The sequence below is a fragment of the Burkholderia sp. Se-20378 genome (assembly GCF_017104665.1).
GTDB classification, from domain to species: Bacteria; Pseudomonadota; Gammaproteobacteria; order Burkholderiales; family Burkholderiaceae; genus Burkholderia; species Burkholderia lata.
Map to the genome: position 1 here is coordinate 1 of NZ_JAAGPG010000095.1, position 22,076 is coordinate 22,076.

At 65.5% G+C, this 22,076-nt stretch carries 22 protein-coding genes and 2 pseudogenes; 13 read left to right on the plus strand and 11 right to left on the minus strand.

Annotated features, from left to right (window positions below):
* A partial coding sequence (locus G3N93_RS13195; RefSeq protein WP_374196458.1) for an MFS transporter occupies positions 1-406 on the minus strand: 406 nt, incomplete at its 3' end.
* 281 nt (positions 407-687) lie between these two features.
* On the opposite strand from G3N93_RS13195, the gene G3N93_RS41530 reads away from it, so the two are divergent.
* Positions 688-1,200, plus strand: a complete 513-nt coding sequence (locus G3N93_RS41530; RefSeq protein WP_307873410.1) for a DUF1254 domain-containing protein — start codon at positions 688-690, stop codon at positions 1,198-1,200.
* Positions 1,142-2,050 carry a DUF1214 domain-containing protein gene (locus G3N93_RS42030; RefSeq protein ID WP_307873411.1) on the plus strand — a complete coding sequence of 303 codons (909 nt, stop codon included), beginning with the start codon at positions 1,142-1,144 and terminating at the stop codon, positions 2,048-2,050. The genes G3N93_RS41530 and G3N93_RS42030 overlap by 59 nt, the downstream gene beginning before the upstream one ends.
* A 100-nt stretch (positions 2,051-2,150) precedes the next feature.
* Here G3N93_RS42030 and dmpG read toward each other — a convergent pair whose 3' ends face one another.
* The 6 genes from dmpG to G3N93_RS13230 form a co-directional block, all read right to left on the minus strand.
* Entirely contained in the window at positions 2,151-3,182 is a 1,032-nt protein-coding gene (gene dmpG / locus G3N93_RS13205; RefSeq protein WP_059240447.1) for a 4-hydroxy-2-oxovalerate aldolase, read from the minus strand.
* A 16-nt stretch (positions 3,183-3,198) separates the two neighbouring features.
* Complete coding sequence (locus G3N93_RS13210; RefSeq protein ID WP_174940845.1) at positions 3,199-4,098, minus strand: acetaldehyde dehydrogenase (acetylating); 900 nt, start codon at positions 4,096-4,098, stop codon at positions 3,199-3,201.
* A gap of 13 nt (positions 4,099-4,111) precedes the next feature.
* Positions 4,112-4,894, minus strand: a complete 783-nt coding sequence (dmpE, locus tag G3N93_RS13215) for a 2-oxopent-4-enoate hydratase (RefSeq protein ID WP_122947141.1) — start codon at positions 4,892-4,894, stop codon at positions 4,112-4,114.
* Between the two features lie 109 nt (positions 4,895-5,003).
* Positions 5,004-6,386, minus strand: a complete 1,383-nt coding sequence (locus G3N93_RS13220; protein ID WP_174940847.1) for a DUF1329 domain-containing protein — start codon at positions 6,384-6,386, stop codon at positions 5,004-5,006.
* 40 nt (positions 6,387-6,426) lie between these two features.
* Complete coding sequence (locus tag G3N93_RS13225; RefSeq protein WP_174940849.1) at positions 6,427-7,992, minus strand: DUF1302 domain-containing protein; 1,566 nt, start codon at positions 7,990-7,992, stop codon at positions 6,427-6,429.
* Between the two features lie 156 nt (positions 7,993-8,148).
* Entirely contained in the window at positions 8,149-8,928 is a 780-nt protein-coding gene (locus G3N93_RS13230; RefSeq protein ID WP_206133201.1) for an SDR family oxidoreductase, read from the minus strand.
* Between the two features lie 137 nt (positions 8,929-9,065).
* On the opposite strand from G3N93_RS13230, the gene G3N93_RS13235 reads away from it, so the two are divergent.
* The 6 genes from G3N93_RS13235 (at position 9,066) to G3N93_RS13260 (ending at position 13,384) form a co-directional block, all read left to right on the plus strand.
* Positions 9,066-9,902 (plus strand): alpha/beta fold hydrolase, encoded by an 837-nt coding sequence (locus G3N93_RS13235; RefSeq protein ID WP_206133202.1) that lies wholly within the window; start codon positions 9,066-9,068, stop codon positions 9,900-9,902.
* Between the two features lie 66 nt (positions 9,903-9,968).
* Positions 9,969-10,757 (plus strand): SDR family NAD(P)-dependent oxidoreductase, encoded by a 789-nt coding sequence (locus G3N93_RS13240; RefSeq protein WP_089427384.1) that lies wholly within the window; start codon positions 9,969-9,971, stop codon positions 10,755-10,757.
* A 38-nt stretch (positions 10,758-10,795) separates the two neighbouring features.
* The gene (locus G3N93_RS13245) at positions 10,796-11,545 is read left to right on the plus strand and encodes an electron transfer flavoprotein subunit beta/FixA family protein (protein WP_206133203.1); all 750 of its coding nucleotides are present in this window, start codon (positions 10,796-10,798) and stop codon (positions 11,543-11,545) included.
* A gap of 16 nt (positions 11,546-11,561) precedes the next feature.
* On the plus strand, positions 11,562-12,506 hold the full coding sequence (locus tag G3N93_RS13250) for an electron transfer flavoprotein subunit alpha/FixB family protein (protein WP_206133204.1): 945 nt from the start codon (positions 11,562-11,564) through the stop codon (positions 12,504-12,506).
* A gap of 3 nt (positions 12,507-12,509) precedes the next feature.
* Positions 12,510-13,037: a transferase hexapeptide repeat family protein gene (locus G3N93_RS13255; RefSeq protein ID WP_174940861.1), complete on the plus strand. Its 528-nt coding sequence runs from the start codon at positions 12,510-12,512 to the stop codon at positions 13,035-13,037.
* A 98-nt stretch (positions 13,038-13,135) separates the two neighbouring features.
* Positions 13,136-13,384 carry a hypothetical protein gene (locus G3N93_RS13260; RefSeq protein ID WP_174940863.1) on the plus strand — a complete coding sequence of 83 codons (249 nt, stop codon included), beginning with the start codon at positions 13,136-13,138 and terminating at the stop codon, positions 13,382-13,384.
* Positions 13,385-13,490: 106 nt separating this feature from the next.
* On the opposite strand, the gene G3N93_RS13265 is transcribed toward G3N93_RS13260, so the two are convergent.
* The 3 genes from G3N93_RS13265 to G3N93_RS13275 all read right to left on the minus strand — a co-directional run bounded on the left by G3N93_RS13265 (position 13,491) and on the right by G3N93_RS13275 (position 17,386).
* Positions 13,491-14,564 (minus strand): porin, encoded by a 1,074-nt coding sequence (locus G3N93_RS13265; protein WP_374196459.1) that lies wholly within the window; start codon positions 14,562-14,564, stop codon positions 13,491-13,493.
* 160 nt (positions 14,565-14,724) lie between these two features.
* Entirely contained in the window at positions 14,725-15,435 is a 711-nt protein-coding gene (locus G3N93_RS13270) for a YitT family protein (RefSeq protein WP_174940867.1), read from the minus strand.
* Between the two features lie 181 nt (positions 15,436-15,616).
* Positions 15,617-17,386, minus strand: a complete 1,770-nt coding sequence (locus G3N93_RS13275) for an adenine deaminase C-terminal domain-containing protein (protein WP_241026539.1) — start codon at positions 17,384-17,386, stop codon at positions 15,617-15,619.
* Positions 17,387-17,600: 214 nt separating this feature from the next.
* On the opposite strand from G3N93_RS13275, the gene G3N93_RS13280 reads away from it, so the two are divergent.
* The 4 genes and pseudogenes from G3N93_RS13280 to G3N93_RS13295 all read left to right on the plus strand — a co-directional run bounded on the left by G3N93_RS13280 (position 17,601) and on the right by G3N93_RS13295 (position 20,451).
* Positions 17,601-18,503 carry a LysR family transcriptional regulator gene (locus G3N93_RS13280; RefSeq protein WP_206133207.1) on the plus strand — a complete coding sequence of 301 codons (903 nt, stop codon included), beginning with the start codon at positions 17,601-17,603 and terminating at the stop codon, positions 18,501-18,503.
* Positions 18,504-18,608: 105 nt separating this feature from the next.
* Entirely contained in the window at positions 18,609-18,908 is a 300-nt protein-coding gene (locus G3N93_RS13285) for a hypothetical protein (RefSeq protein ID WP_174940873.1), read from the plus strand.
* A gap of 94 nt (positions 18,909-19,002) precedes the next feature.
* Positions 19,003-19,176: pseudogene (locus G3N93_RS13290) on the plus strand (Arm DNA-binding domain-containing protein); the annotation flags it as partial.
* A gap of 1,095 nt (positions 19,177-20,271) precedes the next feature.
* The gene (locus G3N93_RS13295) at positions 20,272-20,451 is read left to right on the plus strand and encodes a beta-lactoglobulin I (RefSeq protein WP_307873412.1); all 180 of its coding nucleotides are present in this window, start codon (positions 20,272-20,274) and stop codon (positions 20,449-20,451) included.
* A 2-nt stretch (positions 20,452-20,453) separates the two neighbouring features.
* Here the strand turns inward: G3N93_RS13295 and G3N93_RS13300 are convergent, their stop codons facing one another.
* Complete coding sequence (locus G3N93_RS13300) at positions 20,454-20,954, minus strand: hypothetical protein (protein WP_206133208.1); 501 nt, start codon at positions 20,952-20,954, stop codon at positions 20,454-20,456.
* A gap of 841 nt (positions 20,955-21,795) precedes the next feature.
* Between G3N93_RS13300 and G3N93_RS13305 the strand changes: the two are divergent.
* A pseudogene (locus G3N93_RS13305) lies at positions 21,796-22,076 on the plus strand (collagen-like triple helix repeat-containing protein); the annotation flags it as partial.

Below are 22,076 nucleotides of genomic sequence, written 5' to 3' on the forward strand. Positions count from 1 at the left end.
TCAGCGCCGCGCCGACGCCGGCCAGCGCGCGGGCGGCGATCAGCACCGCAATCGAAGGCGCGAGCGCGCACAGCAGCGACGCGACGGTGAAGAGGGCCGTGCCCGCGATGAAGATGCGGCGCCGGCCGTGCAGGTCGGCGAGCAGCCCGCCGGTCAGCAGCAGCACCGCGTAAGTGAGGTTGTAACTGTCGACGACCCATTGCAATGCGCCGACGCCCGCGTGGAAATAGTCGCCGATCGCACGCGTCGCGAGATTGACGACGGCCGTGTCGACCTGCGCGACGAGCACCGCGAGGCACAGGGTCAGCAGCGTCATGCCGCGCCGTTCGGCGGTGGCGCAGGCGGCCGGGGCGAGATGACCCGAATTCGGCACGATAGGTCGCTCCTTGAACGTCGTTCGATTCATGCTGCGCCGGGCCTGCTGACAGCATCGTGTCAGCAGGCGCTGCATCCGGTGTCTCGGGGCATGACGATGCGCATGGTTCATGCCGGGCAGTCGTTCATCCGATCGGACGATTCGGCGTCGATACGCGGGCGATAGGGTCTGTCACGGCGCGTATGCGCCACCCCCGCGCCCGTCACCATCGACAGAGGACCCGCATGACACTGTCCGCCCGCAAGCCGCCTGGTTCGGCCCCGTTCTCCCGCCACGCGCCTTTCCCCCGTCGTCCACGAGTCAGGCGCATCGTGTGTGCCACCGCGCTCGCCGTGTCGGCTGTGCTGTCCGCGCCGGCCGCCAGCGCGGACGAGCCGGCAACCGGCACGCTGATCCGCGAAGCCTACGACTACGCGTTTCCGCTTTTCAAGCTGTCGCAGTACCGCTGGACGGCGCTGGAAACGACCGGCGCACGCACCAGCACGACGTTGAACCGGTTCGCACACGCGCGCGAGATCGCCACGCCCGACGATCGCTGGGCCAATTCGCCGATCGTCGACGCGCTGTATTCGACCGCCTGGATCGATCTCGCACACGGCCCGGTCATGATCGATACGCCCGACACGGCCGGGCGCTATACGGTCCTGACGTTGATCGATTTCTACTCGAACACGTTTTTCTATGCCGGGCACCGCACGACGGGCACGGCGCCGCAGCATTACCTGCTGGTCGGGCCCGGCTGGAAGGGGGGCCGTTCCGGATGGGGTGCGGCTGGTTCGCGCGCCGGCCAACGACGTCTACGTCAATTTGCGTGTCGCGGTTGACGGGCCGGCCGATCTCGCGGCCGCCCATGCCATGCAGGACGGGTTCCGCATCACGCCCGAAAGTGCCGCCGCGGACGTAAACGTGCATGCCCCGTCACGCATCCGGCCGCGCGGCGACGATGCGCAGAACTTCGTCGCGATCGCGAACCAGATGCTGGCGCTCGATCCGCCGCCCGCGCATGATCGCGCGCTGATCGAACGGTATCGCCGCATCGGCATCTGCGGTGCCGAATGTTCGTGGGATCGACTGCCGGACGATGTCCGCGCGGCGTGGACGGCGGCCTATCCGGCGCTCGAGCAGCAGTTCGTGAAGACCTACCTTGCCGCGGCAGGATCGCACGGCTGGATCAACTACAACCCGCCGGGGTCGAAGCTCGGCACGACCGAGCAGCGCGACTATCCGTTGCGTGCGCTCGCCCTGGCGATGGGAATGGGGATTCTCGGCGTGAGCCGCGACGAAGCCAATTACTGGATCACGTTCCGCGACGCGCACGCGCAGCCGTTGCTCGGCAGCCGCCGCTATCGGTTGCGCCTGCCGCCGGGCGGGATTCCGTCGAACGCGTTCTGGTCGGTGTCGCTGTATTCGGTCGATCCGGACGGCCAGTTCCTGAACGCCAATCCGATCGGCCGCTACCAGATCGGCAGCCGCACGCGCGGCCTGGCCGTCAATCCGGACGGCAGTATCGACATCGTGCTGCAGGCGGCGCGCCCCGATGGCGCGTCGGCCGCGAACTGGCTGCCGACGCCGGCCGACGGTCGGCCGTTCACGCTGTTCGCGCGCGCCTACGAGCCGACCGGCAGCGTGCTGCAAGGGACGTTCGCGATGCCGTCGGCGGAGCCGGTGCAATAACCGGCGCGTTCAGAAAAGAAAACGGGGCGCATCGCGCCCCGTTTCACATGATCGACGCGGTACCGGGTGATGCAACCCGATACCGCGTCGAGTCCGTCGATTACGCCGCCACCTCCCGCGCCCGCACCATCGTCAGTGCCGCATCCTCGATCATGTCTTCCTGCCCGCCGACGAGCCGTTGCCGGCCCAGTTCGACGAGGATGTCGCGCGCGGGAATCCCGTACTTCGCTTCCGCGCGCTTCGCGAACAGCAGGAACGACGAGTAGACGCCCGCATAGCCGAGCGTCAGTGCATCGCGGTCGAGGCGGATCGGCGCGTCCATGATCGGCACGACGAGATCCTCGGCGACGTCCGAGATCGCGAACACGTCGACGCCGGTTTCAATCCCCATCCGGTCGCACACCGCGACGAACACTTCCATCGGCGTGTTGCCCGCACCGGCGCCCAGGCCGGCCGCGGCCGCGTCGATCCGGTTCGCGCCGGCGGCAACCGCCGCGACCGAGTTCGCGACGCCCATCGCGAGGTTGTGGTGGCCGTGGAAGCCGAGTTCCGTCTCCGGCTTCAGCGCGTCGCGCACCTGGCTGATGCGGGCGGTCACGTCGTCGGGCAGCATGTGGCCGGCCGAATCGGTGATGTAGATGCAGTTCGCGCCGTACGATTCCATCAGCTTCGCCTGCACGACGAGCTGCTCCGGCGACGACATGTGCGCCATCATCAGGAAGCCGACCGTATCGAGCCCGAGCGTGCGCGCGAGGCCGATGTGCTGCTCCGACACGTCGGCCTCGGTGCAGTGCGTTGCGACGCGGATCGTGCCGACGCCGAGTTCGTGCGCCATGCGCAGGTGCTCGACGGTGCCGATGCCGGGCAGCAGCAGCGCCGACACCTTCGCCTGCTTCAGCTCCGGAATCACGGCGCTCAGGTACGCCTCGTCGGTATGCGCCGGGAAACCGTAGTTGACCGATGCGCCGCCGAGCCCGTCGCCGTGCGTAACCTCGATCAGCGGCACGCCGGCCGCGTCGAGCCCGCGCGCGATGTTGCGCATCTGGTCGAGCGTGATCTGGTGGCGCTTCGGGTGCATCCCGTCGCGCAGCGACATGTCGTGGACGGTGATCTTCTTGCCTGCAAGTGACATTGCGTGGCTCCTCAACTCAAGCGGTGGCGGCCGTCGCGGCCAGCATCTGTTCGGCGAAACGCTCGGCCGTGGCGGCCGCGGCGGCGGTCATGATGTCGAGGTTGCCCGCGTACTTCGGCAGGTAGTCGCCGAGCCCTTCGACTTCCATGAACACCGACACGCGATTGCCGTCGAACACCGGGCCATTCTTCAGCGTGTAGCCGGGCACGTAGCGCTGCACTTCCTTGACCATCGCATGCACGGACGCGGTAATTGCATCGACGTCGGGCGGCCCGTCGGTCAGGCAGTGGATCGTGTCGCGCATGATCAGCGGCGGCTCGGCCGGGTTGATCACGATGATCGCCTTGCCCTTGCGGGCGCCGCCGACCTGTTCGATCGCACCGGACGTCGTGCGCGTGAATTCGTCGATGTTCTTGCGCGTGCCGGGGCCGACCGAGCGCGACGACACGGTCGCGACGATCTCGCCGTACGCAACCGGCTGCACGCGCGATACCGCATACACCATCGGGATCGTCGCCTGGCCGCCGCAGGTCACCATGTTCACGTTCGTCTGCGCGCTGTCGAGGTGCGCGTCGAGGTTCACCGGCGGCACGCAGTACGGCCCGATCGCGGCGGGAGTCAGGTCGATCATCTTCACGCCGAGCGCGGTGAGCTTGTCGGAGTTGTCGCGGTGCACGTAGGCCGAGGTCGCGTCGAACGCGATGCGGATATCGTCGGCGACGACGTGCGGCAGCAGCCCGTCGACGCCCTTGTCGGTCGTCTTCAGGCCGAACTCGCGCGCCCGCGCGAGGCCGTCGGACGCCGGATCGACGCCGACCATCCACACGGGTTCGAGCACCGTCGAGCGGCGCAGCTTGTAGAGCAGGTCGGTGCCGATGTTGCCGGGCCCGATCAGTGCGCATTTGATTTTCTTCATCAGGATGGTTCCTTTAGATAAAGCGGACGTCGCAACTGCCGATGCCGGAGATGTGCATCGACAGTGCGTCGCCGGCCGTGACCGGAATCAGTTTCGCGAGCGAGCCGGACAGCACGATCTCGCCGGCGAGCAGTGGCACGTCGTACGCGGCGAGCGTGTTCGCGAGCCACGCGACCGCGTCGGCGGGATGGCCGAGCGCCGCGTCGCCGCGCCCTTGCGCGACTTGCTCGCCGTTCTTGTCGATCGTCATCTCGCACGCGGCGAGGTCGAGCGTGCGCGGATCGACGCGCGCGTCGCCGAGCACGTACACGCCGCACGACGCGTTGTCGGCGACGGTGTCCTCGATGCGGATCGCCCAGTCGCGGATGCGCGAGTCGACGATCTCGAAGCAGGGCGCGACGGCGGCCGTCGCGGCGATCACGTCGGTGCGGTCGATGCCGGGGCCGCGCAGGTCGCGCGCGAGGATGAACGCGATCTCGCCTTCGGCGCGCGGCGCGATCAGCGAATCGGCGGCGATCGCTTCGCCGGCCGCGTAGTGCATGCCGGACAGCAGGATGCCGAAATCGGGCTGGCGCACGTTCAGCATGTCCTGCACGGCCTGGCTCGTCACGCCGATCTTCTTGCCGACCACAGCCTCACCGTGTTCGACGCGGCGTTCGATGAAGCGCTGCTGGATGCGGTAGGCGTCGTCGAGCGACAGGCGGCGCGGGCGGCTCGACAGCGGCGCGACCGGCGCACGCGCGTGCCACGCGGCGTACAGCTCGTCGCCGAGCGTCGTATGCAGGCGGGAAGACATGAAAGGGCCCTCGAATCTCGAATGGAAAAGGCCGCCGTCGCGGGCGGCGTCGGGCGCCGGAGCGGGGCTCCGGCGCGTGGGTCGCGGGCGTGCCGCGTCAACCGGTTGCTTAGTTACCCGAACTGCGGATCGCGTCCGGCGAGAAGTACGCCTCGTTGAACTGCGGGCTGTTGTCGAGCTTCGGCATCGGGCCTTCGTTCGTCAGGCGGTCGGCCATGTACGCGCCGGAGATCAGGTCGTGATAGAACACGACGCCCGGGTAGAACACCTTCGCGTCATACGCGTACAGCGTCGTCGCGACGTTGGTGCGCCACAGCTGGCCGCGCGCGTCGTAGTTGTCGGCGAGCAGCGTCATCCACGAATCCTCGTCGATGTACAGCACGCGCTTCGCATACTGGTGGCGGTAGTTGCTCTTCAGCGTCGCCTGCAGCACCCACACGCGATGCAGCTCGTAGCGGATGTACGACGGGTTCTCGTGGCCCTTGGTCAGCAGGTCCGCGTACTTCACCGAGCTGTCCATCGCCTTGTAGTTGTCGTACGGCACGTAGATCTCGCGCTTGCCGACGATCTTCCAGTCGTAGCGGTCGCCGGGGCCGTTGTACAGGCGGTCGTCGTCGACGGTGCGGAAGCCGCCCGGGCCTTGCGGCTGGTCATAGCCGTACTCGGGCGCCTGGCGCACGCGCCGCGTGCCGGGGTTGTACATCCACGTGCGCGACGAGTTGTCCGCGCCGGCCTTGTCCCAGTTCGTGAAGCCGACGATCAGCGAGCCGCGGTCGGACAGCGGCAGCTCCGTCGCGTTGCGGTAGTACGTGCGGTTGTTCAGGTCGCTTTTCACGTCGAACTTGCCGGAGTTGCGCGGCGAGTAAATGTCGTAGCGCACCTTGCCCCACGCGATGTTGCCGTCGGAGTACACGACCGCCTGGTCGTAGGTGGCCTGCTCGGCGCCGATCGCCGACGAGAAGCGCTGGTTCCACAGCAGCTCGGCAGCGGTTTTCGGGATCGGGTACGGCACCGTCGGCGGCGCGTTCGTGAGGCCGTTCGCGTCGGACGTCATCGTCGAATCCGGCGAGTACGCGCGGATGTCCTTGTACACGGAATCCGCGTAGCGGAAGTCGCGATGGCTCGGGTAGACGTTGATCTTGAACGAAGCCGGGTAGCGCTTGAACATCGCCTTCTGGCCGTCGGTCAGGTGCTCGGCGTACTGCGCCATGTTTTCCGCGGTGATCGTCGCGACCGGCTTGTCGCTCGCGAACGGATCGGGGTAGCGGCTGCCGCGCTTGTACTGCACGTCCGGCGGCGTGCCGAGCCACTTGCCCGACCACTCGGGCACGCCGCTGTCCTTGCTCGCGGCGCGCACCGCGCCCATCGGCGTCAGCGGGCCGTCGAGCGCCTTCAGGTCGTCCGGCGTGACCTTCGGGAACGACGCCGTCGCGACGACCGCGCACGCGGCCATCACCGACGCGCGCAGGAGGGGGAGATGAATGCGTTTCATATCGGTCCTCATAGTGCTAAATGACGAGCGGCCGGGCCGCTCAGAAGTGGTAGGTCGCCGTGGCCAGCACGTAGTCGCGATCCGCGAGCGGGCGCGTGACCGGGTTCGGCGATCCGAGGAACTTCGCGTAGACGAGCGACAGCTGCAGGTTGCTCAGGCGCGTGAAGGTCACGCCGGCGGTCACGCGGTGGTCGCCCTGGCCCGTCAGCGAGCCGAGCGCGCCGGCGAGCGGCGACGTGCCCGTCAGGTCGTGCGTGTAGGTCAGCGGCACGTCGAGATCCCAGCCGTTGAACACGTTCTTGTAGCTGAGCGTCCACGCGATCTCCATCGCGAGCGCGTTGCGCGAATTCGCGAGCGTGGTCGAGCCGTCGAGCTCCGAGATGCTGCCCGCATGCACGTACGTGAGTTCGCCGATCAGCGACTGCGAATTCGCGAGGAAGCTCGGCCCGATCGAGTAGATGCCCGACAGGTTCGTCTGCAGCACGTTCGCGCGGGTCGACTGGGGGCCCGTCGGCGTGTTGACGAGCACCGCCGCGCCCTGGCGGTACGACACTTCACCGGCGACGTTCACGGGGCCGACCTGCGTCGAGAAGCTCGCGCCGGTCAGCTTGATGTTGCTGAAGTAGGTCTGCTGGTACTGGAGCGTCGGGAAGTAGGTCGTGACGACGCTCGGGTTCATGTCGTTGTAGTGCAGGTGATACAGGCCGAGCTCGGTGTCGCCGAGGACGCGGAAGCGCGCGCCGATCCCCCACTGGTTGCGGGCGCTCGGCTTGTCGTCCGGGCCGCGCGGAATGATCATCCCGCCCGGGCCGATGATGTACTGCGCACCGGGGCCCGTGACGTCGGAATAGCTCCAGTACGTGCCGGGCGCGGTCAGCCGGTTCTGCTGGTACGAGAACTGGTAGTAGCCGAGCAGGCTGAAGTTCGGCGTGATCTGCCACTGCGTCGAGATCTGCGGCACCGGCAGCAGGATGTCCTTCACTTCGGCGCCGGCCATGTACGACTTGGTCGCGTCGGACGGCCCCTGTGCGCCCGCGATGTTCGGGAAGAACAGGCTTTCACCCCACGCGACGACCTGGTCGCCGACCTTCACGTTCAGGCTCGTCGAGCCGATGTGGAACGTGTTGTACGCATACGCGGCGAGCAGCGTCGTGTGGCCGCCCGACCAGTAGCGCGCATCGCTCGTGAAGTTGTTGTACTGGCCCGACTGGTTCACGGTGCCCGGCGCGTCGTTGTAGTTCGGACGGTGATACGCCTGGTCGTAGAACGTATCGGCGCGCACGAACACGCCCCAGTCGTCGTGCTTGAGGTTCACTTCGCCGAGCAGGCTGACCTGGTTCTCGATCAGCTTGTTCTTCGCGAAGTTGCGGTCGCCGTCGTCGCCGTTGATGTTCGCCGGCGTGAGGAGATTGCCGCTCGGTGCGCGGGTGCGCATGCCGAGGCCGTAGCTGAGCGTGAACGTGTAGTCCAGCGTCGTGTCGGCGCCCAGCTCGATCGTGCTGCCTGCGTGCGCACTGGGCACGGCGCACGTCAGCAGCGCGGCGGCCAGCGTCGACAGCGTGGCGGTTGCCCGCTTGTCGGTACGGCGCGAAATCCGTTGATGCATGGTGTCTCCTCTTGGGGGTATCGACGACGGTCGACTGTGTGTGTTGTCGTGAGAGGCAGAGTAGGGAGATCGCGGTAGCAGGGAATCGTCAAAATGAACTAGATGACTTCCCTAGGACTGGCAACGATTCGTGCCGCACCGATTGCCCTGCGTGCATCAACGTGCAGTCGCCTGCGCGGCCGTGAGGAACGCGGGGCGCTCGCCGCCGCCGTCGAGACGCAGGTTCGCGCCCGACGTGTACGACGCTTCCGGCGAGGCGAGGAACAGGCACGCGGCAGCGACGTCGTCGGGGGTCGCGAGCCGTCCGGCGGGAATCGTCGCGCGGATCGCGTCGAGTGCAGCGTCGTCGCCGTAGTGGCCCTCGGTGGCCGATTCCGTCTGCACGAGGCTCGGGCTGATCGCGCACACGCGTACGCGCGGCGCCCACTCGACCGCGAGCGACGTGACTGCGTTGACGAGGCCCGCTTTCGCGGCGCCGTACGCGGCCGTGCCGGGTGAGGGGCGCGATGCGCTGACGCTCGCGATGAACAGCATCACGCCGCCGTCGGGCTGCGGCTGCATGATCGCGTTCACGCGCTGCGCGAGCTGCAGCGGCGCGATCAGGTTCAGCCGGACGATCGACTCGGTGAAGCGCGGCGACGCATCGGCCGCGAGCGCGAACGGCGAGCCGCCCGCGTTGTTGACGAGCACGTCGAGCCCGCCCGCCGCATCGCGGATCGCCGCGAGCATCGCGTCGACCTGTTCGATGTCGCGCAGGTCGGCCGCGACGAACGTCGCCGTGCGGCCGCCGGCCGACGGCGGCGTGTCGGGCGCGCTGCGTCCGCAGACGAACACGCGCGCCCCCGCCGCGAGAAACCGTTCGGCGATGCGCCGCCCGATGCCCTTGGTGCCGCCCGTCACGAGCACTGTCTTGCCGCTGTAGTCGAATCCGTTCATCGTTGCCTCCGTTTCGGTGGGCCGATGATAGGAAGAAGCGCGCGCGGCTTCGTAGTCTGAAAGGATGATGCCGGCCGGCGCCGGCGGCGCAATCATCGTGGCAGACATCCATCGAACGACGAAGGAGACAACCCGCGATGACGATCCCCACGACGCCGCCGGCCGGCATCTTCACCGACGTGCCGGGCGGCCTGCGCCTGCACCACTACGAGGCGGGCGAAGGCCGGCCGGTGGTGTTCATCCACGGCAGCGGCCCGGGCGCCAGCGGTTTCAGCAACTTCAAGCACAACGTGCCCGCGTTCGCGGCGGCCGGCTATCGCGCGATCGTCGTCGACCTGCCCGGTTACGGGCAGTCGTCGAAGCCGTCCGACGTTGCCTATACGCTCGATTTCTTCGTCGGCGCGCTGCATGCGCAGCTGAACGCGCTCGGCATCGGGCCGGCCGTGCTGCTCGGCAACTCGCTCGGCGGCGCGATCGCGCTCAAGTACGCACTCGATTACCCGGACGAAGTCGACGGGCTGATCATGATGGCGCCGGGCGGCGTCGAGGATCGCGACACCTATTTCCGGATGGAAGGCATTCAGCGGATGGTGAAGCTGTTCACCAATCGCCAGATGAATGACGACACGATGCGCGAGCTGCTGACGCTGCTCGTGCACGACCCGGCGATCGTCACCGACGCGCTCGTCACGGAGCGGATGAAGGTGTGCGTCGAGCAGCCGACCGAAGTGCTGTCGACGATGAGCGTGCCGAACCTGACCGACGCGCTCGGCGACCTGCGTACGCCGGTGCTCGGTTTCTGGGGCACGGACGACCGCTTCAATCCGGTCGGCGGCGCGCTGAAATTCCTCGAACGCTGCCGCGATGCGCGCTTCGTGCTGATGAACCGGTGCGGCCACTGGGTGATGGTGGAACACGCCGACTATTTCAATCGGGAATGCCTCGATTTCCTTGCGACGCGGAATACGCGATAACGCCGGATGCCCTTGACGGCCGGCCTCGATGCGGGCGGCCCGTCCGAACCCCTACATGGAGACAACATGAAGCTCATCGAAGACCTGTTCGACCTGCGCGGCAAGGTGGCCGCGATCACCGGCGGCGCGCGCGGCATCGGCGCGGAGACCGCGCGCACGCTGGCTGCCGCCGGCGCGAGCGTCGCGATTCTCGACGTGCTGTCGCAACCGGCGGAAGCGCTGGTCGAGGAAATCCGTGCGCAAGGCGGCCAGGCCGCGTTCTGGTCGCTCGACGTCACGCACGAGGCCGACGTGGCGCGCGTGTTCGGCGAGATCGTCGCGCGCTTCGGGCGCCTCGACGTGCTCGTGAACAACGCGGGCATCGAAGGCCACAACGTACCGACGCACGAGCTCACGCTCGCGCAGTGGCAGCGCGTGCAGGACGTGAACGTCAACGGCGTGTTCCTGTGCACGCGTGCGGCGATTCCGCATATCGACGCGGCCGGCGGCGGCTCGATCGTGAACCTGTCGTCGATGTACGGGATCGTCGGCGGGCCGGACGTGCCCGCGTATCACGCGTCGAAGGCCGCGGTACGGATGATGGCGAAGGTCGACGCGATGCTGTACGCGGCGAAGAACATCCGCGCGAACTCGGTGCATCCCGGCTATATCCGCACGCCGATGCTCGAGGACGCATTCCGCCAGATGGGGCAGGACCCCGATCGTGCGTTCGAGTACATGCAGACCAACGTGCCGATGGCGAAGATCGGCAGCCCGCGCGACATCGCGGCCGGCATCCTGTATCTCGTGTCGCCGGCAGGCCGTTACGTGACGGGCGCGGAGCTCGTGATCGACGGCGGGTTTACCGCGCGCTGACGCGGCGCGGTGCACGCAACGGAACAGGAGACAGGCAGTTGAAAGCGCTCGTGGCAGTAAAACGCGTGGTCGACGCGAACGTGAAGGTCGGCGTGAAATCCGACCGGACGGGCGTCGACATCGCGAACGTGAAGATGTCGATGAACCCGTTCGACGAGATCGCGGTGGAAGAAGCCGTGCGGTTGAAGGAGGCCGGCGTCGTGACCGAAGTGATCGCCGTGTCGGTCGGCGTCGTGCAGGCGCAGGAGACGCTGCGCACGGCGCTCGCGATCGGCGCGGATCGCGCGATCCTCGTCGAATCGAACGACGGCGTCGAGCCGCTCGGCGTCGCGAAGGTGCTGAAGGCGCTGGTCGACAAGGAGCAGCCGCAACTGGTGATCCTCGGCAAGCAGGCAATCGACGACGATTCGAACCAGACCGGCCAGATGCTGGCTGCGCTCGCGGGTTTGCCACAGGCGACGTTCGCATCGAAGGTGGTGGTGGCCGACGGCCGTGCGACGGTCGCGCGTGAAGTCGACGGCGGCGCGGAAACGCTGTCGCTTCAACTGCCTGCGGTCGTCACCACCGACCTGCGCCTGAACGAGCCGCGCTACGTGACGCTGCCGAACATCATGAAGGCGAAGAAGAAGCCGCTCGACGTCGTGAAGCCCGCCGACCTCGGCGTGGACGTGACGCCGCGCCTGAAGGTGCTCAAGGTGAACGAGCCGCCGAAGCGCGCGGCCGGCGTGAAGGTGCCGGACGTGCAGACGCTGGTCGCGAAACTGAAGACCGAAGCCAAGGTGCTGTAACAGGGAACGCAAGGAAATGACGATTCTGGTGATTGCGGAACACGGCAACGCGTCGATCAAGGCCGTGACGCTGAATGCCGTCGCGGCCGCACAGGCGCTCAATGCCGCTGGCGGCGGCGACATTCATGTGCTCGTCGCAGGACACGACGCGCAGGCGGCGGCCGATGCAGCGGCGAAGATCGCCGGTGTGTCGAAGGTGCTGCTGGCCGATGCGCCGCAGCTGGCCGACGGTCTGGCCGAGAACGTCGAAGCGACGGTGATGGGCGTCGCGAACGGCTACTCGCACATCGTCGTGCCGGCCACGGCCTACGGCAAGAACATCGCGCCGCGTATCGCCGCGAAGCTGGATGTCGCACAGATCTCCGAGATCACGGCCGTGGTGTCGGCCGATACGTTCGAGCGCCCGATTTACGCGGGCAACGCGATCGCGACGGTGCAGTCGGGCGATCCGGTCAAGGTGATCACGGTGCGTGCGACGGGGTTCGACGCGGTGGCGGCAGAAGGCGGCAATGCAGTTGTCGAGAAAATCGACGTGGCGGCTGATACGGGCAAAGCGCAGTTCGTGAGCCGTGAAGTGACGAAGCTGGACCGTCCGGAACTCACCAGCGCGAACATCATCGTGTCGGGCGGCCGTGGCCTGGGCAGCGGCGAGAACTACACGAAGGTACTGGAGCCGCTGGCCGACAAGCTTCAAGCCGCACTGGGCGCCTCGCGCGCGGCGGTCGATGCCGGCTTCGTGCCGAACGACTACCAGGTCGGCCAGACCGGCAAGATCGTCGCGCCGCAGCTGTACTTCGCGGTCGGCATCTCGGGGGCGATCCAGCATCTGGCCGGCATGAAGGATTCGAAGGTGATCGTCGCGATCAACAAGGATCCGGAGGCGCCGATCTTCAGCGTGGCCGACTATGGTGTGGTCGGCGACCTGTTCACGCTCGTGCCGGAAGCGGCCGCGGCGCTCTGACCGATGCCGCTGTTCGAATTCAACGGGATGCGGCCGCGCATCGATCCGTCCGCATACGTCGACCCGACCGCGGTCGTGATCGGCGACGTGACGATCGGCGCGCGCTGCTACATCGGCCCGCATGCGAGCCTGCGCGGCGACTTCGGCGCGATCGTCGTCGAAGACGGCAGCAACGTGCAGGACGGCTGCGTGCTGCACGTCGGGATCGGCGAGACGTGCCGGCTCGGCGTCAACAGCCACATCGGCCACGGCGCGATCGTGCATGGCGCGACGCTCGAGCCCGACACGATGATCGGGATGAATGCGGTCGTGATGGACGGTGCGACGATCGGCGCGACGACGATCGTCGCCGCATGCGCGTTCGTGAAGGCCGGCTACGACGTGCCGCGCGGCGTGCTGCTCGCGGGCATGCCGGGGCGCGTCGTGCGACGGCTGAGCGACGCGGAGATCGACGCGAAGGCGAACGGCACGCGGATCTACCAGCAACTGGCGGCGGACTGCCTGAGGACGATCCGGCGGATCGACGCGTGAACCGCGGGCATCCGGGCGCCCCAGGATGTGACGGATTGCCGGGCAGGTTGCCGTTGCCGTAAGATCGGCACAGGCTTTCCCACCGGCATCCGCGTCACATGAAAAAGAACGTCCGTTTGCGGCTCACAGTCATTGCGTCGGCTTTTGCCGTCTACAGCGTTTATATGCACATCCAGCAGTTCATCAGTGGCTGCGTATGGGTCAGGGGCCATCAGCGCTGCAGTTTCGAAAACAGCACGAATTTCGAAGGCTGGATGGATCTCGACCTGATGATCGCCTGCTGCTGGGTCGCCGCGGCGGTGGTGGGCTGGATTTCCGTCATGCAGGCCGCGAAGAAGCCGGGTTGACGGCTGGCGCGTATTTCACGCGAAACCGATCGCTGTCAATCCGTGACAACGATCATCGATGACGCGCCACCGTACGCGACGCCGCCAGGCCGTGGAACCGTTGCCGTCAGAACCGCGTCCGGATCCCCGCGCCGTAGGTGCAGCCGGTCGACAGGTTCGACACGTGATCGTACAGATACCCCGCATAGACATCGGTGCGCTTCGACAGCGGATAGTCGTAGCTGATCGATGCGGTGCTGCGCGCCTGGTCGAGCGCGCTGTTGTCGCGCGAATACGCATACGACGCGAGGATCCGGCCGATGCCGACGGGAATCGTCACGCCGCCTTGCAGCATGTTCACGTGAAAATTGCTACCCGCGAGCGTGTTGGCGACATACGTGTACTCACCGAACAGCTTCACGATGCGCAGGTCGTACGACGCGCCGAGCTGCGCGGTCGTCTGGCTCCTGAAGCCCTTCAGCAGCTTGCCGAGATCGCCCGGCGCGGCGCTGAAGTTCAGGTACTGGTAGACGGCCCCGAGCGCGAGCGCGCCGCGCGTGAACTGCGCCTGCGCCGCGAATTTCTTCGCGCCGTTCTCGCCCGGCTCGTTGCCGGGCGCGTACATGGCCGCGCCGCTCAATCCGCCGAGATCCGGCGTCGAATACTGGATCGCGTTGCTCCATGACGTGCCGCCCGGTATCCCCTGGTCGGTCGGGAAGCCCGGATAGGTGCCGAGGCTGGCGTAAAGCTGCACGATCGTCGGCGAGAACGTGAACGACGCGTAGAACGGATTGAATTTCGCCGATTGCAGGTAGAGCAGGCTGCTCTGCCGCCCGAGCGCGAGCGCGCCGTATGGCGATGCGATACCGACGTACGCGTTGCGGGAAAAGGTCGGGTCGCCGTCGAACGAGCCGAACCGGCCGTTCTGCGGGCGGAAGAAGCCTTCGATCGCGAACACGGCCTTGTAGCCGCCGCCGAGATCCTCCTGGCCGCCGAAACCCCAGAACGACGTCGACAGCCCGCCGCCCATTTGCGCGGCGCCCGGGTTGCCGGGCACGCGCTGGTAGCCGGCCCATGCGTCGACGATGCCGTACAGCTGCACCGTCGATTGCGCGTGGGCGTGAGCGCCGATCGTCAGCGCGGCGACGGGGGCGGCAATGCGGAAGATCCGGTTCAGCGTGGCGAGGCAAATGCGGTTCATCGGCATGATGGGTTCTCTTCGCTCTTTCGTGTTTTCTGATGGCGCGCGCAGGCGGACGCCGCGAACGAGGCGTCGCCATGCCGTGCAAGGGGAGGCGCGGCCGCCGCGCGTGAACCGGTGCCGGCGGTTGCGCCGCGACACCGGTTGCCGCAGGCGGGCGCTAGTTGGGGCGGTGTTCCAGCGATCGCCGCTGCAGCGATGCGGTCACGCCCTTGGCCTTCCTGAACAGGAAGAAATAGAGCTTGATGTACTGGCCGACGAGGATCGCGTTCATGAACGTGCCTTCGCGGATGAACTCGGGTTTGCCGAGAAACGTCAGGCCGATCGCCGCGCTGACGAGCAGCAGCGTGCAGTCGAAGCTCGTCTTGATGTCGCCCCAGCGCCAGCCGGTGCGCTCGAAGATCGCGTTGACGAACATGTCGATCGGCATCAGCACCAGGTTCGCGCGGATCATCAGGAACAGGCCGAACGCGAGCAGCGCATCCGCGAACGCGAGCAGACCCAGTTTCGGCAGGTAGTCCTGGAAGCCGATCGAGCGCGTCAGCATCAGGTTCAGGTCGAGGCAGCTGGCCAGCACGAACGCGGGGAGCAGCGACGCGAGGTGCTTCGCGCGGAAATCCTTGCGCAGCACCAGAAACGTCAGGAACAGCATGAACAGCTCGAGCATGAAGTTGTACGTGCCCTGGCTCAGCGGCCGGTAGACGAGCGTCATCGTCCGGGTCAGGCTGCTTTGCGGCGAGATGCCGATGCCGGCACGGATCGCGAAGCTGATGCCGAGCGTGAGGATATAGATGCCGACGACATAGGTGATCCAGCGCCGGGTGAGGCTGCCGGTATCGATGACTTCCGCTTCCCTTGCATGGTGCGCCATGGTGGTCCCTTGGTTGTCTTCGTGTTGCCGCGCGTGTCGGGGCGCCGGGTGGGCGGCGGCGCGATGCGCTGTCGTGGGGAATGCACGAAGGTATCCGGGCGAAAATGCCGGTGCCATCCGCGATTCCCATAGCCGGCGGGGCTCGCAGGCGCCCGCCGGTCGTCTCCTCCGGTGGCCGGCGTCAGGCCATGAAGCCGAAACGGTCGAGCGAGATGAACAGCGTCAGCAGCTTGTTCACCACCGGTTCGCCCTCGTTGCGGTTGCCGAGCGCTTCCAGCGCGCCGTCGATCGAACGGGTCGCGCCGAGCAGGTCCGACAGGCTCATGTTCGCCATCACGCCGTAGATGTCGAGCGGCAGCACGGCCTTCACGGCACGGTCGTCGGTGACGACGCAGCCGCCCACATACGAATCGACCTGCCGCAGGCAATGGCACATCTCGGCGCTGTCGTTGCCGACCGCGACGAAGTACGCCTTCGGCGCCGGCCAGAACGTCGCCACCGCGCCGCGCTCGATCGACACGCCCTTGAACAGCCCGTTGACCACGTGACGCTTGCCGTTCGCATAGCGCTGCACGACCGAGATGCGGTTGAGCGCGACGCCGGCCACTTCCGGCACGACCTTGCCGTCGCGCAGCGGCACCCACACTTCCTGGAAGAACTTTTCGTGGCCGCGGCCGTACACGTCGAACAGGTAGACCTTCGCCTGCGTCCCGTCTTCGGAGACTTCCAGCGGTACGAGATCCAGTTGCTCGGGCGTCAGGTCGCCGAGGCCGGGCACGGGCTGCTTCACCATGTGCGCGTAGTCGACGTCGGCCTGCTTCAGCAGCTTGCGGTCGCGGGCGACCAGTTCGCCGTCCTTGAACACGTAGCGCGGGTTGATCTTCGACAGGCTGTCGGTCAGCACGATGTCGGCGAAGCGGCCCGGGGTCAGCGACCCGAAGCGGTTGTCCATCCGGAACGCGCGCGCCGTGTAGAGCGTCGCCATCTTGATCGCCTGGATCGGATCGATGCCCATCTCCGCGCACAGCGACACGATCCAGTCCATGTGGCCCTTGGTCATCAGGCGGTCCACCGAGATGTTGTCGGCGCACAGCTGGAAGTTCTCGGACGGCCATTTCCGCTTGACGATCGCGCGCAGCATGATCTTGATCACCTCGGGGCTGCCGACGCCGAACTTGATCTGCGTCTGCAGCCCGTAGCGCACGCTTTTCTCGATGTCGTCCTCCTTCCACACGTCGTGGTTCGCGAATGCGCCGATCGCGGGCATGTAGTTCAGCATCATGTCCGACAGCGCCGTCACGCCCCAGTGCGTGTTCATGAAGCCGCCTTTCGCGCGGCCGAGCGCCGATTTGCGGAAGTCGTCGTCGTTGCCGACGCTGTAGGTCAGGTGTGCGAGTTCGCCGAGGCCGATCACCGGGTCCATCTTCAGCAGCGCGTCGGTCACTTCGACCGACGTCTTCTTGCCGGGCGCGAACGCGAACACGCGATACGGCAGGCGGTCGTGATCGCGGAACAACTGCTCGGTGGCCGGCACGGCCTCGGCGCCGGCCGCGCTGACGAAATCGAGGCATTCGGAGAAGATCGTCGTCGTTCCGCACGGCACGATCGCCTCGGCGAACGCCGCCGGATGCGCGAGTTGCGCATCGAAGTGAATATGCGCGTCGATCAGGCCGGGAATCGCGTAGAGCCCTTCGCCGTCGAATACCTCGCGCACCCGGATCGCGGTTTCGTCCGGGTTCAGCGCCACGATGCGCTTGTCGTACACGAGGATCGAGCCCTGGTAGACCGTCTCGCTGTGCACGTCGAGGATGTTCAGGTTCTTCAGCAGGAGATCGGCTTCCTTCTTCCCGTTGAGAATGTCGAAAATCGCGCGCACCTGGTCGTAGTGCGTCGCAACCTGGTCGCGTTGTCCGGATGCGCCGGCCGTTCTCTCGCTGACTGCTTGGTACATGACTTGTCTCGCTTTCATCGGTTGGTGTGAACCTGCTTTTGCGCCGCAGCAAACGCGGGCGCCGCAACATGCGCGTACCGGCCGGGGTGTGTCGCCGGCCTGCGAACGCGACAGGACCCATGAAAACCGAAGTCACCGTTTCTAAAAAGCAGCGTTTTTTGCACGGAGCGTGCGCTTTTCGAGTACGCTGGGCCGACTCAGGAGATCCGTGCCCATGCTCCACTCACGATTGCTGCGCTACATCGACGAAGTCGCCCGGTGCGGCTCGATCCGTGCGGCCGGCGAGAAGCTTCACGTTGCGCCGTCCGCGATCAACAAGCATGTGCTGCTGCTCGAGGAGGAGATCGGCGAGCCGTTGTTCGAGCGCCTGCCGCGCGGGCTGCGTCTGACGCCGGCCGGCGAAATCCTGCTGGCGCACGTGCGCAGGACGATGTCGGAATACCGGCAGGTCGAGGCCGAGATCCGCAACCTCAACACGCTGCAGAAGGGCGAGGTGATCATCGCGACGGTCACCGGTCTTGCCAGCGGCATTGCCTCCACCGCGGCCGTGAATTTCTGCGCGCAGCATCCTCACATCAAGATTTCGATTCGCGTGATGTCCGTGCGCGAGATCGCCGATGCGCTCGCCAGCGGCGAAGCCGATCTGGGCCTCGGCTTCAACCTGCCGCCGTCGCCGCAGCTCGAAAGCCTGTGGGAAATGGATACGAGCCTCGGCGCGGTGATCTCGCCGAAGCACGCGCTCGCGCGGATGGAGTCGATCCCGCTCGCGTACTGCGCGTCGTATCCGCTGATCTTTGCGGATCGCTCGATGCTGATGCACGGCATCGTCGCCGATACGTTCGAGGAGGCGGGGATCGACGTCGAACCCGTGTTCCGCACCAATTCGATCGAGACGATGAAGCGGCTTGCCGCCGCAAGCGAAAGCATCGCGTTCCTCAGCAAATTCGATATCGCCGAGGAGTACCGTCAGGAGATCCTGACTTACCGGCCGATCCGCGATCGCGCGTTCAGCCGCAACGTGCTGGCGCTCATGCGCCGCGAAAAGCACGGCCGGGGGCTCGCGAGCCTGCTGCTGGCCGAGGAGATCATGGCGATCCTGGGCGAGATGAGCAACTGACGGGGCGCGCGCAGCGCGGCGTCGGCCGCGGTCGACGTTGTGCTTTTTCCTGCCGTGCCGGGATAATGATCCGGCGACGCGCACGTCGCGCGAGGGGAGGCTCCCATGCAATTTCCGACGGGATCGGTGGTCGCGCTCAGTTCGGCTGCCGCGACGATGTTTTCGATGGGCATGCTGTTTCTCGGCTACTGGGGCTGGCACGAGCCACTGCCGTGGCGGTTCGGCGACTACGTCGTGATCCTGCCGGCGCTGGCCGGGTTCGCGTGCCTCGTCAGCGTGCCGTTTCTTGCCACATCGCCGATGAAAGCGCCCGACGACGAAGCGCGGATGTTCGTCGCGCGGCGCGTGTTTCTGTGCGGCGCATGTGCGTTGTGGTGTGCGATCGTCGCGTCGCTGGTGGTGTGAGGCTCGTGCGGGCGACGCGTGAATTACGCAGGGGTGGTGCCGAGATCCACGAAGACGTTGTTGGCGCCTGCCTTGTACAGCCGCTTGCCGAGCTTTGGGTAGTCGCACACGCGATGTCGCTGTCCGTGCGGCCAAGCCGCGCGAAAAATCCTACAAGCTGGCTGACGGCCAAGGCATGTACCTCGAGGTCATGCCGAACGGCTCAAAGTACTGGCGATTGAAGTATCGCATCGACAGTAAGGAGAAACGGATGGCCCTCGGGGGCTATGCTCACGGAAGCAAAGTGATCACAGGGGAACCTCGAATGTCAATCTACGACGGCCTAAGCTATCGCGAACTCATAATGCAGACTGAATTGGTCCTCATCTCACAACTTTCTCGGTCGGCCGAGGCTGTGGACCTGTATGAGAAGCAAAGATATCGAGAGCTCGCACATGGCGCTCTCATCCTCTGGACGGCTCTTGCATATCGGGTCGCGTTAAAGATCGGTGAGGTGGAGCAATTCGATATCGACCTAGAGCGCCTAAATTCGATGTTTCCCGAAGGAATGTCGAAACTCTGACGACTTGTATGCGGGGTCAAGGTCGAACATGCAATGGTGTCGCTTTACCTCGTTGACGAAAAGGTGTCCGAGCCATCGAGGAAATCGGCCGTTGAGGTTGGCGGAACGCCTGGCGCTCGAGGAAATCGAAGAGCGGGGCAGATCCAAGCGAGCCAAGTAAGCCGGCATTCTGAGACTTGCGCGAGGGAGCGGACAGTCGGTCCGCCCCGTCGGGTTACGTCATCCCCCAAGACGATGAGTCGTCGATCCTGGGGCGTTGATGAATCCGGTTCCCTTACCGCCAGCAACCTTGAGGTGTTCGACCTCAAACAGCTTTAACGTGGTCGCGTCTCCTTCACTACGGTGATTTGCCCGGCACGCCCGGGCATTCTTTTCTGGAATGCGCCTCGAATCCTACATCTGCCCGCAATGCAAGCGTCTATGGCGACTGGACATCGTCGCCATGCTTCGCGAAGCGAAAGGGAAGAGAAGAGAAGAGAAGAGAAGAGAAGAGAAGAGAAGAGAAGAGATGGGTACGTCGCGTCTGCCAGATCACCAACGAGGCAGATGCCGCAAATAGGCAGCGCGGGATAGAAGAAAAGTCCGACGGGGGCCCATTAGCCCAGGCCCGAACAACTGGTGTCGCGCCAGATCGATAAACGTGGCTGAATGGCGGACAAGCACCGCCAGGACAGACCAGAATGGCTGAACGCACCAAGGCGCAGCGGGTCGACCAAGCCGGATATACCCGCCGCGATCTAGCAACGCTTCAAAAAAAAGCGGGTGGGAGGTTGCGCCCGTTCCATCGGTCCGGAGTTGAACGTGATCGCGTACGCCATCTTCACGCCTGACGGCACACTGCTTGCCATGCTCTCGACATCGGTCCCGCCGACGCTCGAGCAGATCGCGGATTACTGCGCGGAAATCAACGGATTCGCCGATCGAGACGAATGGATGTACGAGGCGCGCATCGACGGCATCGCGTACGCGCCTGTTCACTGAACCTAGCGATAGTTCGTGATGCGACGGGCTTCCAGGCATGCGGTCAGGCAATCGGCCAGGCGATGGGGAAGGGCGACAATGCACTCGGCGTCCAGATCTCCGAGCTTACCGGTTGCCAGCTTGTGGTCGTCGTGCACCGGCATATCGCCGTGATAGTCCCAGTTCACGAGCGCGTTGGCAGCGTCGAGCTCGATCCATACGCAGCAGTCGGTATCGTTCAGAGGGACATCGTCCTCATCGTGATGGAGTCGAAACAGCACTTGTGCCCGACTTGGGAAGGCTCCGTCCTGCTTCTCCGAATACTTTGCCTGAAAGCCGTGCTCGTTGATTTCTTCCACGAAGCGCTTAAATTCGGGGCGCAAGTACTCGCTCATCATTGCGTCAAACGCGACGCGAGAGTCGAACATCAACTTGCTAAGGCGCCGGTCCTCGTCGCGCCGCTTCTCGAAGTCTGCCTTCTCCTGAGCGGCCTTAGCCTGCAACAGCTCGCTATACCTTTTCATATGTGCCCCGTGGCCTATGGTCTTGTGTGGTGATCGACTGCCCGCGATCGTTGATCGTATGCGCCGAGATTGATCCGTCGCTCATGGCGCGCAGGCATTTAATCACATCCACTCCGATCAAGAGTCCTCGTAGCTTTCGCAGGTCGATTCCCTCGCGTGCGCGCACATACGCGCGCGGAAAGGCTCAGACGGGGATGAGGGAGAGGGGGAAAGGTGGCGCAAGAAGGTGTCCCCCGCGTCTCGAAAATGCCCGTTTCCCGCCTCACTTGGATTCATTCAATTGCCTTTCGGAAATATTCGATAGCTTTCATGTTGCGGCGCATTCGTCACGATCTCCATATCGTTCGATAGAGGAAATCGCATAAGTCATTGATTTATATGAGTTGGTGCGGCGCATCTACACTTGCCATAATGGTCCGCTATCAGTCGGAACAAGGCATTGTGAACGTAAGATAAGAGCGATTCTCATCCTCGAATTACGAAAATCTAACCGTGAGACCACCCCAGGGCACCACGGACTGGGGTGACGGAATTTCGCAGACCCTCTCTCCGATCCACGCATGGGAAAAGTATTGATGATCCTCCGCGAGCACAGCGGCAGAGCGGCGTCTTTCGTCGCGCGATGCTACGTAACGCAGGGCCCCGCGTTACGCACGCGTTACCCGGGACACAAGGCTCGATCGCAGCCGTGAAGTCACGCCCGGATGCCGTGCGTCGCACGCCGGAAGGCCGTCGGGATGCGGCGGTCCGGCGGGTATGTGAAGTCGTCGTTGATGCCGATCGCAATGGCACGATAGATGCTTATCGGCATGATCGAGCTGAAAAGCGAACGGGGGCTTCCATGCAAAATCATTTCATCAAGGCGAACGTTGCGCTCGCTGCCATTGCCGCGGCTTGCGCGCTGGCTGCGTGTGGCGGCAGCGATATGACGGCGCCGACGCCGGGCGGTAACAACATCGGAACGAGTACCAGTGGTACGAGCGGAACTAGCGGCACGAGCGGCACGAGCGGCACGAGCGGCACGAGCGGCACGAGCGGCACGAGCGGCACGAGCGGCACGAGCGGCACGAGCGGCACGAGCGGCACGAGCGGCACGAGCGGCACGAGCGGCACGAGCGGCAC